General features: G+C 68.2%; 12 protein-coding genes. 7 read left to right on the plus strand and 5 right to left on the minus strand.

The window, feature by feature from the left end:
- The 3 genes from E1J61_RS06735 to E1J61_RS06745 form a co-directional block, all read right to left on the minus strand.
- The gene (locus tag E1J61_RS06735) at positions 1-1,701 is read right to left on the minus strand and encodes an AMP-binding protein (protein ID WP_133093357.1); all 1,701 of its coding nucleotides are present in this window, start codon (positions 1,699-1,701) and stop codon (positions 1-3) included.
- A 90-nt stretch (positions 1,702-1,791) separates the two neighbouring features.
- Positions 1,792-3,045 carry an alpha/beta hydrolase gene (locus E1J61_RS37350; RefSeq protein ID WP_207951186.1) on the minus strand — a complete coding sequence of 418 codons (1,254 nt, stop codon included), beginning with the start codon at positions 3,043-3,045 and terminating at the stop codon, positions 1,792-1,794.
- 312 nt (positions 3,046-3,357) lie between these two features.
- Positions 3,358-4,158 carry a DNA-binding transcriptional regulator gene (locus E1J61_RS06745; RefSeq protein WP_133093358.1) on the minus strand — a complete coding sequence of 267 codons (801 nt, stop codon included), beginning with the start codon at positions 4,156-4,158 and terminating at the stop codon, positions 3,358-3,360.
- 142 nt (positions 4,159-4,300) lie between these two features.
- On the opposite strand from E1J61_RS06745, the gene E1J61_RS06750 reads away from it, so the two are divergent.
- From E1J61_RS06750 to dmpG, 7 genes are all read left to right on the plus strand, one after another.
- Positions 4,301-5,239, plus strand: coding sequence for an alpha/beta fold hydrolase (locus tag E1J61_RS06750; protein WP_133093359.1), 939 nt, complete (start codon positions 4,301-4,303; stop codon positions 5,237-5,239).
- A gap of 91 nt (positions 5,240-5,330) precedes the next feature.
- Complete coding sequence (locus tag E1J61_RS06755) at positions 5,331-7,214, plus strand: bifunctional 3-(3-hydroxy-phenyl)propionate/3-hydroxycinnamic acid hydroxylase (protein ID WP_133093360.1); 1,884 nt, start codon at positions 5,331-5,333, stop codon at positions 7,212-7,214.
- 1 nt (position 7,215) lies between these two features.
- Positions 7,216-8,160 carry a 3-carboxyethylcatechol 2,3-dioxygenase gene (locus E1J61_RS06760; protein WP_133093361.1) on the plus strand — a complete coding sequence of 315 codons (945 nt, stop codon included), beginning with the start codon at positions 7,216-7,218 and terminating at the stop codon, positions 8,158-8,160.
- A gap of 20 nt (positions 8,161-8,180) precedes the next feature.
- A complete protein-coding gene (gene mhpD / locus E1J61_RS06765; RefSeq protein ID WP_133093362.1) occupies positions 8,181-8,972 on the plus strand; it encodes a 2-keto-4-pentenoate hydratase in 792 nt (263 codons plus the stop codon).
- Positions 8,973-9,022: 50 nt separating this feature from the next.
- Positions 9,023-10,030, plus strand: coding sequence for a tripartite tricarboxylate transporter substrate binding protein (locus E1J61_RS06770; RefSeq protein ID WP_243736811.1), 1,008 nt, complete (start codon positions 9,023-9,025; stop codon positions 10,028-10,030).
- A gap of 20 nt (positions 10,031-10,050) precedes the next feature.
- On the plus strand, positions 10,051-11,001 hold the full coding sequence (locus E1J61_RS06775) for an acetaldehyde dehydrogenase (acetylating) (protein WP_133093363.1): 951 nt from the start codon (positions 10,051-10,053) through the stop codon (positions 10,999-11,001).
- Between the two features lie 14 nt (positions 11,002-11,015).
- Positions 11,016-12,065, plus strand: a complete 1,050-nt coding sequence (dmpG, locus tag E1J61_RS06780; protein ID WP_165971439.1) for a 4-hydroxy-2-oxovalerate aldolase — start codon at positions 11,016-11,018, stop codon at positions 12,063-12,065.
- Here the strand turns inward: dmpG and E1J61_RS38790 are convergent.
- Positions 12,043-12,213 carry a hypothetical protein gene (locus E1J61_RS38790; RefSeq protein WP_165971440.1) on the minus strand — a complete coding sequence of 57 codons (171 nt, stop codon included), beginning with the start codon at positions 12,211-12,213 and terminating at the stop codon, positions 12,043-12,045. The two genes, dmpG and E1J61_RS38790, sit on opposite strands and share 23 nt — an antisense overlap.
- A 33-nt stretch (positions 12,214-12,246) precedes the next feature.
- On the minus strand, positions 12,247-12,855 hold the full coding sequence (locus tag E1J61_RS06785; protein WP_133093364.1) for a glutathione S-transferase: 609 nt from the start codon (positions 12,853-12,855) through the stop codon (positions 12,247-12,249).
- Positions 12,856-12,887 lie beyond the last annotated feature (32 nt).

The following is a 12,887-nucleotide window of genomic DNA, read 5'->3' on the forward strand; positions in this document are numbered from 1 at the left end:
TCACTTCCCTTCGTTGGTGTTGCCACGGGCCGCCTCGGCCTCGAGCGTCTGGGTGATCTGCTGGCGCAGCAGCGCCTTGCTGAGCTTGCCGGATGCGGTCAGCGGGAATTCGCCGATCACTTCCACGCGCTCTGGCCACTTGAACTTGGCCAGGCCCGCCTGCTGCAGGTACTCGGTCAGCTGCGGCAGCGACAGGCTGGTAGCCGGCGGCTTGGGCACGATGAACGCGCACACGCGCTCGCCGTAGATGCGGTCGGGCATGCCCACCACGGCGCAGGCAAGCACCGCCGGATGCAGGTTGATCACGTTTTCCAGCTCTTCCGCATTGATCTTCTCGCCACCGCGGTCGACCACGTCCTTGATGCGGCCGCAGAAGAAGTAGTAGCGGCGTCCGTCGACCACGCGCGACGACATCAGGTCGCCGGAGCGGTAGAAGCCGTCGGCGGTAAAGCGCGTCACGTCTTCCTTCTCGGACTTGTAGTAGCCGCGGATCGTGTACGGGCCGCGGAACAGCGCCTCGCCGGCCTCGCCGTCGGGCACCGGGTCCTCGGTGCCGGGATGGACGATCTTCACCTCGTCATGCTCGGACACCGGGCTGCCGACCGAGGTATCGCGGATCTCCTGCGGATCGTCGCGGCGCGCGAACATGATCACGCCCTCGGTCATGCCGAAGATATGGTGCGTCGGCGAGCCGGTCAGCCGCGTCAGCCCTGCCGCGTTCTTGGGCGCGACGAAGTTGCGCCGCGCGCGCTCGGCCACGCCCGCCTTGGCCAGCTCCGGCGAGATCCGCGTCAGGATCGGCCCCGCCACGCCGAACCAGGTCGGGCGGTAGTCGCGCACCAGCCGCTGCAGGTTTTCCTCGCCGATGTCGGGCGTCACGGTGACGGTGGCGCCGGTCAGCAGGAACGGGCCGAAGAAGCAGCCCATGTTGAGGTTGTGCATGTACGGCGTGGGGAAGAACAGCACGTCTTCCTGCGTGTAGCCGTTGCACGCGGCCACCGCGCGCATGTTGTACAGGTACTCGTTCTGGAAGCGCGGGATGATCTTGGGTACGCCGGTAGAGCCGCCGGAAAGCTGGAACACGGCAACCTGGAAGGGATCGTGCCGCACGCCGGCGAGCAGCTCGCGCGCCCGCGCCAGCGGCATCTGCTGGATCAGGTCGGCCAGCAGCACTGCCTTGCCACCACGCTCGCCGCGCGCCTGCAGGATGTGGGCCAAGCTCGGCACCTCGGCCTGCATCTCTTCGGCGAAAGCCACATCGTCGAACTTCGGATCGTCGCCCTGCACCAGGTGCAGCCGCGCTTCACACAGGTTGCCCAGGTAGCCGATCTCCAGCTTGCGGAACGCCTGCAGCGAGCACAGCGGGATGATGCCGGCCTTCAGGCAGGCGAAGAACGCCAGCAGCAGTTCGTTGCAGTTGCCGCACTGGAACACGGCGCGGTCCAGCGGCTTCAGTCCGAGCGCCAGCAGCGCGGCGGCCAGGCGTTCGGTCTGCTCGTCGAGCTGGCGATAGGTCAGCTCTCCTTCGGGGCCCACCAGCGCCAGGCGGTCGGCATGGCGTTCGAACGATTCACGGAAGGCGCCCGCGAGGGTTTCGCCGGTCAGCACGCCTTCAGCGACATAGCGGCGCAGGCGGTCTTCGTCCGGATACCTGACGCCCTCCAGCAGTTGCGGCGGACGGACGGTGTGATTCTGCAGCATGTGTCTCTACCCTTTGTTGTCGATGGTCGGAGCCGCGTGCGTGGATGTCGGGGGGCGACGTGCGCGCTGGCCCTGGTGGATGCTTGCCGGCTAGTTCATGTTCTCGCGCAGCCAGGCAACGATATGGCGGCCGGCGATGCGCTGGCCCGGCTCCTCGTCCCGGCTCAGCGCCATGCCGTGGTGATTGCCGCGCACGCGCAGGTGCTGCTTGCGCGCGCCTGGGATCTGTTGGTAGATCGCTTCGATGTCAGCCGGAAAGGTGCACTGGTCACCGGTGTATTCGAGCAGCAGCGTGGGCTGATGCAGCGCATCGAGGGTCTTGTCCAGCGCGGCATTGGACGACAGCCCGGACCACGTCGACAGCCATGACTCCGGCGTGACCACGCGGCCAAAGCCGACGCTGCCCCAGTTCGACACGAACGGGTCCTTGCCCCACAGCGAGCCGGTCTTGCGGTCGGAAGGATCAAGCGAGATGTCCCACGAGCGCAGGTCGGCATCGGTGCGCCAGACCTGGAAGATGGGGGCATGCGCCGCAACGCGGCGGTCGGCTTCGGTACCGCTGCCGGCCTTGATGCGCTGCCTTGCTTCATGCTTCGCCGTGAGAAGCGCACGAGCGCGGGTGTCGATGCGGGCCACACGCTTTTCCTGCGCTGCCCGATAGCGCTCAATGAAGTCCGGCGCATAGCTGCCGCGGCCTGCGGCGGCATCGAAGCCGTTGGCGGCGGAGAACGGGTCGAGCGACGGGTCGGTTTGCATGGGGTCGTTCTCGTCGACCACGGAGGGGTCGAGGCCGCTCATCAGCAGCTTGCCCTGGCCGGGGTGCGGCGAGACCAGGATCATGCCGTCGACCACTGGCATCTGCGCTTCGGCCAGGCTGGTCGGGCGGCCGCCTGGCGTGCGGGCGATGCGCTGGTCGGGGGCGGCTTGCGACTGCTGGTTATAGAAGGCATACAGCCCCGCGCCGCCGGAGTTGCCTAGCAGCACGATGCGCTCGTAGCCCAGCTCGCGCAAGTGGGTCATGCCGGCGGCGACGTCGAGCAATGCAAGTTCGTGCTCCAGACGCAGATCATTGCCGATCGAGCGCGGGCCCTGGACCCAGCAGGCGCAGCCGGCGTCCAGCACGAATGGCACCAGGTAGTGGGTGATGGCCATTTCGCGGGGATGCATCAGGGAGACGACGGTTTTTTCTTTGCCGGTGACCGTGAAGAGGAAGCCTAGCGTGCGCTGGCCGTCGGCTGTGGCGAGTGCATAGGGGACCATCTGGTACGGACGGGACATCAGGCGGGTGTCCCACGAAGCGCCGCGCATGCCTGCGGTTACTTGTGGCTTGTCTTGGTCGGTCACGGGGTCTCCTTGTGGGGTGGTAAATGCCACCGTCTCAATAATGTAGAATTTATTTGATAGCGTGTCAAATAATGGTAAACCTGTGGGGGGTGCGGGGTTGTGTGCCTTCGGTTGGGCATCTGGTGGACTTGTTGTGGCTTGCGGCTGGCATCTGGTAGCCATTGATGCCAAGCCGAAGTCCACAACAAGAAAAACACCGACACATGCCAATCCAAGTCCACATTATTTGAGACTGCGCCAATAATCGACATATTTTGATATGTCGTCAAATAATGTTTTTCCCCAAGGATCCCCGCTGCGGCGCCAGCCCGTTCATCCCCCTTCCATACCCGCCGCAATCTTGCCGGCAATGCTGGCCAGCGGCGCCACAAACTTCGCCTCCGCCTCAGCCGGCTTGAGCGCGCGCGACAGGTAGACCACGTTCAGGCTTCCGAGCACGCGTTCCCCCGCGCGCAGCGGCACGGCAATGGCGCTGATGTTGCGCTGCTCGCTCCAGTCGCCGTGATTGGTGCTGAAGCCATCCTGCCGCACACGCTTCACCAGGTTCTGCACGAACTGCGCATCGCTGGCGAGCGCGGCCTGGTGCTCGCCCCCGGCACCTGAGCGCAGCATCGCGACGATGCTCTCCTGCTCGGCCTCGGTGCAGTTGGCAAAGTAGGCGCGCCCCGACGCCGTCAGCAGCATCGGCAGCCGCCGCCCCACCATGGCGCGGTGGAACGACAGCGGGCTGAAGCGGTGCGTGGTCTCGCGGATGATCATCGCGTCGCCGTCGGGGGTGGTCAGGTCGGAGGGCCATACCACTTGCTGCAGCAGTTCGCCCATCAGCGGCGCGGCGGTGGTGGAGATCCATTCGTCGTCGGTGAAGCCTTCGCTGAGCGCGCGCACCTGCAGCGTCAGGCGGAAGGTGTCGTCCGACTCGCTGCGACGAACGAAGCCCTGCGCCACCAGCGTCTCCAGCAGGCGCCGTACGGTGGTGCGATGCAGCCCCGTCTCCTGCGCGAGTTGCTGGGCCGTCGCGCGCCCGCTTTCCATGCGGTTTAGCGCCCGCAGCACATCCAGGCCACGCGTCAGCCCCCTGACATTGGCGTAAATGGCATCCCGTTCCAGCGCCATAAAAAATCCTTTTAAATCAACGTTGTGCACTCCTTGCACAGTTTGCACATTTTTTTTGCCGCGAGCAATGCGGTCTCTAGACTTCCGTTCAAAGCAAGCCCCCCGAATGCAGGCACCCTGCACAGAACCTGGAGACAACCGAATGTCGACGCAAGCCGTCCCGGCCACCGCCCTCAATACTTCCCCCACTGCCGCCAAGCCGTTCCAGAGCATCTGGGCCGACCTGCGCGGCGTCAGCTTCACCCAGGGCTGGCTCGATGCCGGCGGCATCCAGACACGCTACCTGCACGCCGGCGACCGCAGCAAGCCCGCGCTGATCCTGCTGCACGGCGTCGGCGGCCACGCCGAAGCCTATGTGCGCAACCTGAAGGCGCATGCCGAACACTTCGACGTCTGGGCCATCGACATGATCGGCCACGGCTGGACCGACAAGCCCGATGGCCCGCGCGAGGTGTCTGCCTATGTCGACCACGTGATCCGCGTGCTCGATGCGCTCGACATCGAACGCGCCTCGTTCAGCGGCGAATCGCTGGGCGGCTGGGTCGCCTCGCAGCTGGCGATCGACCATCCCGGTCGTGTCGAGCGCCTGGTACTGAACACCGCCGGCGGCTCGCAGGCCGACCCCGTGGTGATGGAACGCCTGAAGACGTTGTCGATGCGCGCGGTCGAAGACCCGAGCTGGGACTTCATCAAGGCGCGCGTGGAATGGCTGATGGCCGACAAGTCCAAGGTCTTCGACGACCTCGTCGCCACGCGCCAGGCGATCTATGCGCAGCCCGGCATGGTCGAGGCGCAGCGCGGCAACATGGTGCTGCAGGACATGGAGACGCGCCAGCGCAACATCCTGCGCGCCGGCGACTATGGCCGCATCCAGGCGCCGACGCTGGTGCTGTGGACCTCCGACGATCCCACCGCCGATGTGTCGGAAGGCCGGCGCATCGCCACCATGATTCCCGGCGCGCTGTTCACGGTGATGGATGGCTGCGGCCACTGGCCGCAGTTCGAGGATGCCGACACCTTCAACCGCATCCACCTGAACTTCCTGCTCGGCAAGCCGGTGCCCGAGGCCACCGCGGTCTGATGCGCTGCGCGCATCCCTGACGACTGGGCTGCGCACATCCCTGACGGTCCGGGCCGCGCCCGGACACCCACAACACATAACGGAGACAGACATGACCCACGCCATCGCCATGGCGGGCGGCGACGCTCGTCCTGACACTGTCGATTGCGATGTCGCCATCGTCGGTGCCGGGCCGGTCGGCCTGATGATCGCCAATATCCTCGGCCTGCAGGGCGTCAGCGTGGTGCTGGTGGAAAAGCTCGCGCAGATCATCGACTACCCGCGTGCCATCGGCCTCGACGACGAAGCGCTGCGCGTATTCCAGTCGGTCGGCCTGGCGCAGACGCTGCTGCCGCACACCACGCCCCACCACTGGATGCGCTTCGTCACCGCGGGCGGGCGCTGCTTTGCGTCGATCGAGCCGCGCACCGACGAGTTCGGCTGGCCGCGCCGTAATGCCTTCATCCAGCCGCTGGCCGACCGCATCCTGTTCGAAGGCCTGCGGCGCTTCCCGCATGTGCGCACGCTGCTGGGCCACGGCGTGGCGTCGTTCACGCATGACGAGCAAGGCGTGCAGATCGAAGCCGCCGACGAAGCCGGCCGGCCGGTGCGCCTCCGTGCCGCCTATATGGTCGGTGCCGACGGCGGCAACAGCCTGGTGCGCCGCGCGCTCGACATGCCGTTCGAAGGCCGCACCAAGCCCAACCAGTGGATCGTGGTGGACGTGCGCAACGACCCGATCGGCACGCCGCACATCTACATGCACTGCGACCCCGAGCGGCCCTATGTGTCGGCCGCGCTGCCGCACGGCATCCGCCGCTTCGAGTTCATGGTCATGCCCGGCGAGACCGAGGAAGAACTGTCGCGCCCCGAGAACATGGCCGCGCTGATTCGCAAGGTGGTGGCCGACCCGGACAAGGTCGACTACATCCGCAAGCGCGTCTATACCCACAATGCACGCCTGGCGCGCGACTTCCGTGCCGGCCGCGTGCTGCTGGCGGGCGATGCCGCGCACATCATGCCGGTGTGGCAGGGCCAGGGCTACAACAGCGGCATGCGCGACGCCAGCAACCTGGGCTGGAAGCTGGCGATGGTGGTCAAGGGCCAGGCCGGCGATGCGCTGCTCGACACCTATACGGCCGAGCGCCGCGCCCATGCGCGTTCGATGATCCACCTGTCGGAGGTGGCCGGCGATATCTTCGCGCCTGCCAGCCGCGCGGGCTCGGCGCTGCGCGACGGGCTGACCAGGGTGCTGAACCGCTTCCCCGCGGTCAAGCAGTACTTCGTCGAGATGCGCTTCAAGCCGATGCCGCGCTACGAGCAAGGCGTCGTGCTCCTGCCCGAAGGCCAGCGCCGCGCGCATCCCGGCCTGCTGGCCCGCTGCCTGGCGCGATCCGGCAACTCCGCGCTGGGCCGACTGCTGGGCCTGATGAGCGAGAAGCGCGAATCGCTGGTCGGCCGGCTGGTGCATGGCCGCGACCCCGCGGGCAACTCGCCGGTGGGCCGCATGTTCATCCAGCCGCTGGTGCGCACCGAAGCCAATAACGTCGAGCGCCTCGACGATGTGATTGGCAACCGCTTCGCCATCCTCGGCTGGGGCACCGATCCCACCTTCGGCCTGACGGCGCAGGCGCGCGCGGTGTGGCGCCAGCTCGGCGGGGTGTTCGTGCTGGCCAAGCCGGATCCGCAGCTCGACTACCGCGACGACGTGCCCGCTGGCGTGATCGCCGTGGGCGACGTGCATAACCGCCTCAAGGACTGGTTCGGCAACCAGCCCGGCTCGGTGGTACTGCTGCGGCCCGACCGCTTTGTCGCGGGCATGTGCTCGCCGCAGCAGGTCTCGGATTCGGTGGTGGCGCTGGCGCGCAAGCTGGCCTTGCGCACGCCGGCGGCCGAGGAGGCCGGGGAAACCGATACGCGCGCCGCCGCCCGTGCCGCCGCGCCTTCGTACGAGGCGCAGGCCGCCGCCGTCCGGCAGCTTGCCGCGGGAGCCTGACATGCCGGTTCATCTCGAATGCCTGTCGCATACGCCGCTGCACGGTTACTACGACCCGGCGCCGGCAATCGTGGCCGAGGTCGAGCGCCTGCAGGCCGCCGCGCGCGCCCGCGTGGAAGCCTTCGATCCCGAGCTGGTGGTGGTGTTCGCGCCCGACCACTACAACGGCTTCTTCTATGACGTAATGCCGCCGTTTTGCGTCGGCGTGGCGGCCAGCGCCATCGGCGACTTCAACAGCCTCGCCGGTCCGCTCGACGTGCCGCAGGACGTGGCGCTGGGCCTGGCCGAAGCGGTGATGGCGCAGGACCTCGACGTGGCGGTGTCGTACCGCATGCAGGTCGACCACGGCTGCGCGCAGGCGCTGGAAGTGCTGACCGGCGCGCTCGACCGCTACCCTGTGATCCCGGTGTTCATCAACTCGGTCGCGCCGCCGATGGCAAGCTGCCGCCGCGCGCGGCTGCTGGGCGATGCCATCGGCCGCTACCTGTCGGGGCTGGGCAAGCGCGTGCTGGTGGTCGGCTCCGGCGGCATCTCGCACGAGCCGCCGGTGCCGGAGATTGCCGGCGCCAGCGCGGAAGTGGCGGAACGCCTGATCGCGGGGCGCAACCCGCCGCCGGCTTCGCGCCAGGCGCGGCAGGAGCGCACCGTGGCCGCCGCGCGCGCCTTTGCCGGCGGCGACAGCCACCTGCATGCGCTCAACCCCGACTGGGACCGCGCGTTGCTGGCGCTGCTCGCAAGCGGCGAACTGGCCCGCGTCGACGGCATGACCAACGACGGCATCACGCGTGACGCCGGCAAGTCGGCCCATGAGGTGCGCACGTGGATCGCCGCCTTTGCCGCACTCGCTGCGAGCGGCGCCTATCGCGCCGAACTGGACTACTACCGCCCGATCCCGGAATGGATTGCCGGCTTCGCGCTGATGCACGCCGCGCCCGCACATCACTGACACTTCTCAAGGACACAGCCATGCCAGACCAGGAAACCATCCTCGCCCTCGCCGCACGCCTGCGCGAAGCCGAGCGAACGCGCACACCGGTAGCGCCGCTGCGCGGCGAGATCGCCACGGACGACGCGGCCACCGCCTACGCCGTGCAACGCGCCAACGTCGCCGTCTGGCAAGCCGGCGGCCGCCGCGTGATCGGCCGCAAGATCGGCCTGACTTCGCCCGCGGTGCAGCGCCAGTTGGGCGTTGACCAGCCCGACTTCGGCACGTTGTTCGCCGACATGGTCTACGGCGACGACGAGCCGATCCCGATGGCGCGCACGCTGCAGCCCAAGGCCGAGGCCGAAGTGGCGCTGGTGCTGCGCCGCGACCTCGACGTGGCCGATGCCACCGTGCTCGACGTGCTGGGCGCGGTGGACTACGTGCTGCCGGCGATCGAGGTGGTCGGCAGCCGCATCGCCAACTGGGACATCTCGTATGTCGACACGGTGGCCGACAACGCCTCCGGCGGGCTGGTGGTAATCGGCGCAGTTCCGGTGCCCCTGGCTGGCCTCGACCTGAAAGCGGTGGAGATGGAAATGCGGTGCGGCGACGAACGCGTCTCGCACGGCAGCGGCGCCGCCTGCCTGGGCCATCCGCTCAACGCCGCGGTGTGGCTGGCGCGCAAGCTGGCCAGCCTGCGCGACCCGCTGCGCGCCGGCGACCTGGTGCTGACCGGGGCGCTGGGGCCGATGGTGCCGGTGCAGGCCGGCAAGACCTATGCAGCGCATATCACCGGCGTCGGCACCGTGCGCGCGAAGTTCGCCGACAGCTGACATGACTGCCGAAGCTTTGAACCCATAACGACAGAGAAACGGAGACAACCATGCAACGCCCCCATCGCATGCATCGCCTGATTGCCAGGCTGCTCGCCCCCTTCGCCATCGGCGCCGCCCTGGTCGGCAGCGCCGGCGCGGCCACGGCGCAGGCGCCCGCCTTCCCCAACCGCCCCGTCACCATCGTGGTCCCGTTCCCGGCGGGCGGCATCACCGACATGATCGCGCGCCAGGTCGCGCAGCAGATGCAGAGCGACCTCGGCAAGCCGGTGATCGTCGAGAACCGCCCCGGCGGCGGCGGGCAGATCGCCGCGCTGGCGGTCAAGCGCGCCGAGCCGGATGGCCACATGGTGTTCGTCGCGGCCACCGAGATGTTCGCGATCAACCCGGGCCTGTACCGCAACTTCTCATACGACCCGCTCAAGGACTTCAAGCCGGTGACGGCGCTGGCCGCCTCGCCGCTGGTGCTGGTGGTGCCGCAGAACAGCCCGGCCGGCTCCGTGAAGGACCTGGTCGCGCTGGCGAAGTCGCGCGCGGACGGGGTCAACTACGCTTCGCAGGGCATCGGCTCGATCGGGCACCTGCTCGGCGGCCTGTTCGGCGACAAGACCGGCGGCAAGTTCACCCATGTCGCCTACAAGGGCTCGGCCCCCGCGCTGCAGGACGTGATGGCGGGCCAGGTCGACATGATGTTCGACCCGGTCATCACCACCTCGCCGCTGATCAAGGGCGGCAAGGTCAAGGCCCTGGCGATCGCTTCAAGCAAGCGCTCCCCCAGCCTGCCCGACGTGCGCACGCTGGCCGAGCTGGGCGTGCCCGGCCTGGATGCCGGCGTGTGGTTCGGCATGGTGGTGCGCAGCGGCACCCCCGACGCGGTGGTCGCGCGGCTCAATGAATCCGCGCTGAAGGCGCTCAAGGCCCCGGAAGTGGCCAGGCGCTTCGCCGACCAGGGCCTCGATCCCATGCCGATGAGCCCGCAGCAGTTCGGCACCTTCCTCGCCAGCGAAAGCACGCGCTGGACCCCGCTGGTCAAGGCCAGCGGCGCCAGCGTCGAGTAACCCATCCAAGGAGAATCCCTATGACGCGCAAGCTCAAAGCCGCCATCATCGGCTCGGGCAATATCGGCACCGACCTGATGATCAAGATCCTGCGGCATGGCCGGCATGTCGAGATGGGCGCGATGGTCGGCATCGACCCCGCCTCCGACGGCCTGGCCCGCGCGGCCCGCATGGGCGTTGCCACCACGCATGAAGGCGTGGAAGGGCTGGCCCGGCTGCCGGTGTTCGGCGACATCGACATCGTGTTCGATGCCACCAGCGCCGGCGCGCACGTGAAGAACGATGCGTTCCTGCGCGCGCTGCGCCCGGCGCTGCGCATGGTCGACCTGACCCCGGCGGCGATCGGCCCGTACTGCATCCCGGTGGTCAACGGCGCCGCGCACCTCGACGCGCCCAACGTCAACATGGTCACCTGCGGCGGCCAGGCCACCATCCCGATGGTGGCGGCGGTATCGCGCGTGGCGCCGGTCCACTACGCGGAGATCGTCGCCAGCATCTCCAGCAAGAGCGCCGGCCCCGGCACGCGCGCCAATATCGACGAATTTACCGAAACCACCTCGCGCGCCATCGAGCAGGTGGGCGGCGCGCGCCGCGGCAAGGCCATCATCGTGCTGAACCCGGCCGAGCCGCCGCTGATCATGCGCGACACCGTGTACTGCCTGAGCGAGCCGGCCGACCAGGATGCCATTGCCGAATCGGTGGCGCGCATGGCCGCCGACGTGCAGCGCTACGTGCCGGGCTACCGACTCAAGCAGGCGGTGCAGTTCGAGGAAATCCCCGCGGAGGCGCCGCTCAATATCCCGGGGCTGGGCCGACTCGCCGGCCTGAAGACCACGGTTTTCCTCGAAGTCGAGGGCGCCGCGCACTACCTGCCCGCCTACGCGGGCAACCTGGACATCATGACCAGCGCCGCGCTGAACACCGCCGAAAGCATGGCCGAAGCCATGCTGGCCGAGTCCGCTGCCGCCTGAACCGGAACCACGCCATGAGCATCGACAAGAAACTCTATATTTCCGACGTGACGCTGCGCGACGGCAGCCACGCCATCCGCCACCAGTACAGCGTGGCGCAGGTCCGCCAGATTGCCGCCGCGCTCGATCAGGCCGGCGTCGATTCGATCGAAGTCGCGCACGGCGACGGGCTGCAGGGCTCCAGCTTCAACTACGGCTTCGGCGCGCATACCGACCTGGAGTGGATCGAGGCCGTTGCCGACGTGGTCAGCCACGCCAGGATCGCGACGCTGCTGCTGCCCGGCATCGGCACCGTGCACGACCTCAAGGACGCCTACCAGGCCGGCGCGCGCATCGTGCGCGTGGCCACGCACTGCACCGAGGCCGATATCTCGCGCCAGCATATCGAGGCGGCGCGCGAGCTGGGCATGGAAGCGGTCGGCTTCCTGATGATGAGCCACATGACCACGCCGCAGCAGCTGGCGCAGCAGGCCAAGCTGATGGAGAGCTACGGCGCGACCTGCTGCTACGTGGTCGACTCCGGCGGCGCACTGACCATGGACGGCGTGCGCGACCGCTTCCGCGCGTTCAAGGACGTGCTCAAGCCCGAAACGCTGACCGGCATGCATGCGCACCACAACCTGAGCCTGGGCGTGGCCAATAGCATCGTCGCGGTGGAGGAAGGCTGCGACCGCATCGACGCCAGCCTGGCCGGCATGGGCGCGGGCGCGGGCAATGCACCGCTGGAAGTGTTTGTCGCCGCCGCCGAGCGCATGGGCTGGCATCACGGCACCGACCTGTACCGGCTGATGGATGCCGCCGATGACCTGGTGCGCCCGCTGCAGGACCGCCCGGTGCGGGTCGATCGCGAGACGCTGGCGCTGGGATATGCGGGGGTGTATTCCAGCTTCCTGCGCCACAGCGAAGCTGCCGCGGCACGCTATGGCCTGAAGACCGTCGACGTGCTGGTCGAGCTGGGCCGCCGCCGCATGGTGGGCGGGCAGGAAGACATGATCGTGGACGTGGCGCTGGACCTGCTGAACCAGCCTCTGAACCGATCGGCTACGGCTCCAGCAGCCGGCTGATCTGCGCCAGCGCGTTGAGCGTGTGCTGCAGGTGCTCGCGCATCGCCTGCGAGGCTTCCTCGCTGCGCCCGCGCGCGAGCAGGTCTACCCCGAACACGCGAGGCAGCACCTGCACGTGCCGGAACACCATGAACCACGACCGATCCATTGCCACCCATCGCGACCGCGATCCCCCGGGCTGTCATGCGTGGGGCAGCGCGCTGAACGCAGGAAAGCTTTCGAGCTGCGCCGCGAGCGCCGCCAGCGCCGGGTGCGCCGCGCGGTCGACGTGACCGGGGAGCAGCGCCTGGGTGAAGGTCCACACCACGCCGGCGGTCAGCGTGGCCTGGCTCACGGCCGCCTCATCGGCCGGCACGGGCATGCGCGCGATCTCGTCTTCCAGCAGGGCAAAGGCACTGGCGCGCTGGCCGTCGACGCGCTCCACCCACGGCTGGTGCACCTTCTCCGCCGGCCGCAGGTTGTGCTCGTACACGTGCTGCACGGCCTTCTCGCTGGCCGCCAGCGCCAGGCCGATGGTGCGCAGCGCGCGCTGGCGCTCTTCCAGCGACGCCGGCATCAGGCTGCGGCCCGCCAGCGCTTCCGCGTAGTCGATGATCAGCGTCGAGTCCATCAGCACCACGCCGTTGTCGCACACCAGCGACGGCGCCTTGACCACCGGGTTGATGGCGCGGAACTGGTCGAAGGTGCGGAACACGGAGATGGATTCGTGGGTGAACGGCAATCCCAGCAGGCGCAGCGTGATGGCGGCACGGCGCACGTAGGGGGAATCGAGCATGCCGATGAGTCGCATGGGTATGGCTCCGGGTTGGGTTGGTTGGGGAT

The sequence above is a fragment of the Cupriavidus sp. L7L genome (assembly GCF_004353535.1).
GTDB classification, from domain to species: Bacteria; Pseudomonadota; Gammaproteobacteria; order Burkholderiales; family Burkholderiaceae; genus Cupriavidus; species Cupriavidus oxalaticus_A.

What these genes read in the sequence shown, in the direction of transcription:
- E1J61_RS06755 (WP_133093360.1), top strand. Translation starts at nt 5,331, where the DNA reads ATGACCCACGCCATCGCCATGGCGGGCGGCGACGCTCGTCCTGACACT.
- E1J61_RS06785 (WP_133093364.1), bottom strand. Translation starts at nt 12,855, where the DNA reads ATGCGACTCATCGGCATGCTCGATTCCCCCTACGTGCGCCGTGCCGCC.
- E1J61_RS06735 (WP_133093357.1), bottom strand. Translation starts at nt 1,701, where the DNA reads ATGCTGCAGAATCACACCGTCCGTCCGCCGCAACTGCTGGAGGGCGTC.
- mhpD (WP_133093362.1), top strand. Translation starts at nt 8,181, where the DNA reads ATGCCAGACCAGGAAACCATCCTCGCCCTCGCCGCACGCCTGCGCGAA.
- dmpG (WP_165971439.1), top strand. Translation starts at nt 11,016, where the DNA reads ATGAGCATCGACAAGAAACTCTATATTTCCGACGTGACGCTGCGCGAC.
- E1J61_RS06760 (WP_133093361.1), top strand. Translation starts at nt 7,216, where the DNA reads ATGCCGGTTCATCTCGAATGCCTGTCGCATACGCCGCTGCACGGTTAC.
- E1J61_RS38790 (WP_165971440.1), bottom strand. Translation starts at nt 12,213, where the DNA reads ATGGATCGGTCGTGGTTCATGGTGTTCCGGCACGTGCAGGTGCTGCCT.
- E1J61_RS06745 (WP_133093358.1), bottom strand. Translation starts at nt 4,158, where the DNA reads ATGGCGCTGGAACGGGATGCCATTTACGCCAATGTCAGGGGGCTGACG.
- E1J61_RS06770 (WP_243736811.1), top strand. Translation starts at nt 9,023, where the DNA reads ATGCAACGCCCCCATCGCATGCATCGCCTGATTGCCAGGCTGCTCGCC.
- E1J61_RS06750 (WP_133093359.1), top strand. Translation starts at nt 4,301, where the DNA reads ATGTCGACGCAAGCCGTCCCGGCCACCGCCCTCAATACTTCCCCCACT.
- E1J61_RS06775 (WP_133093363.1), top strand. Translation starts at nt 10,051, where the DNA reads ATGACGCGCAAGCTCAAAGCCGCCATCATCGGCTCGGGCAATATCGGC.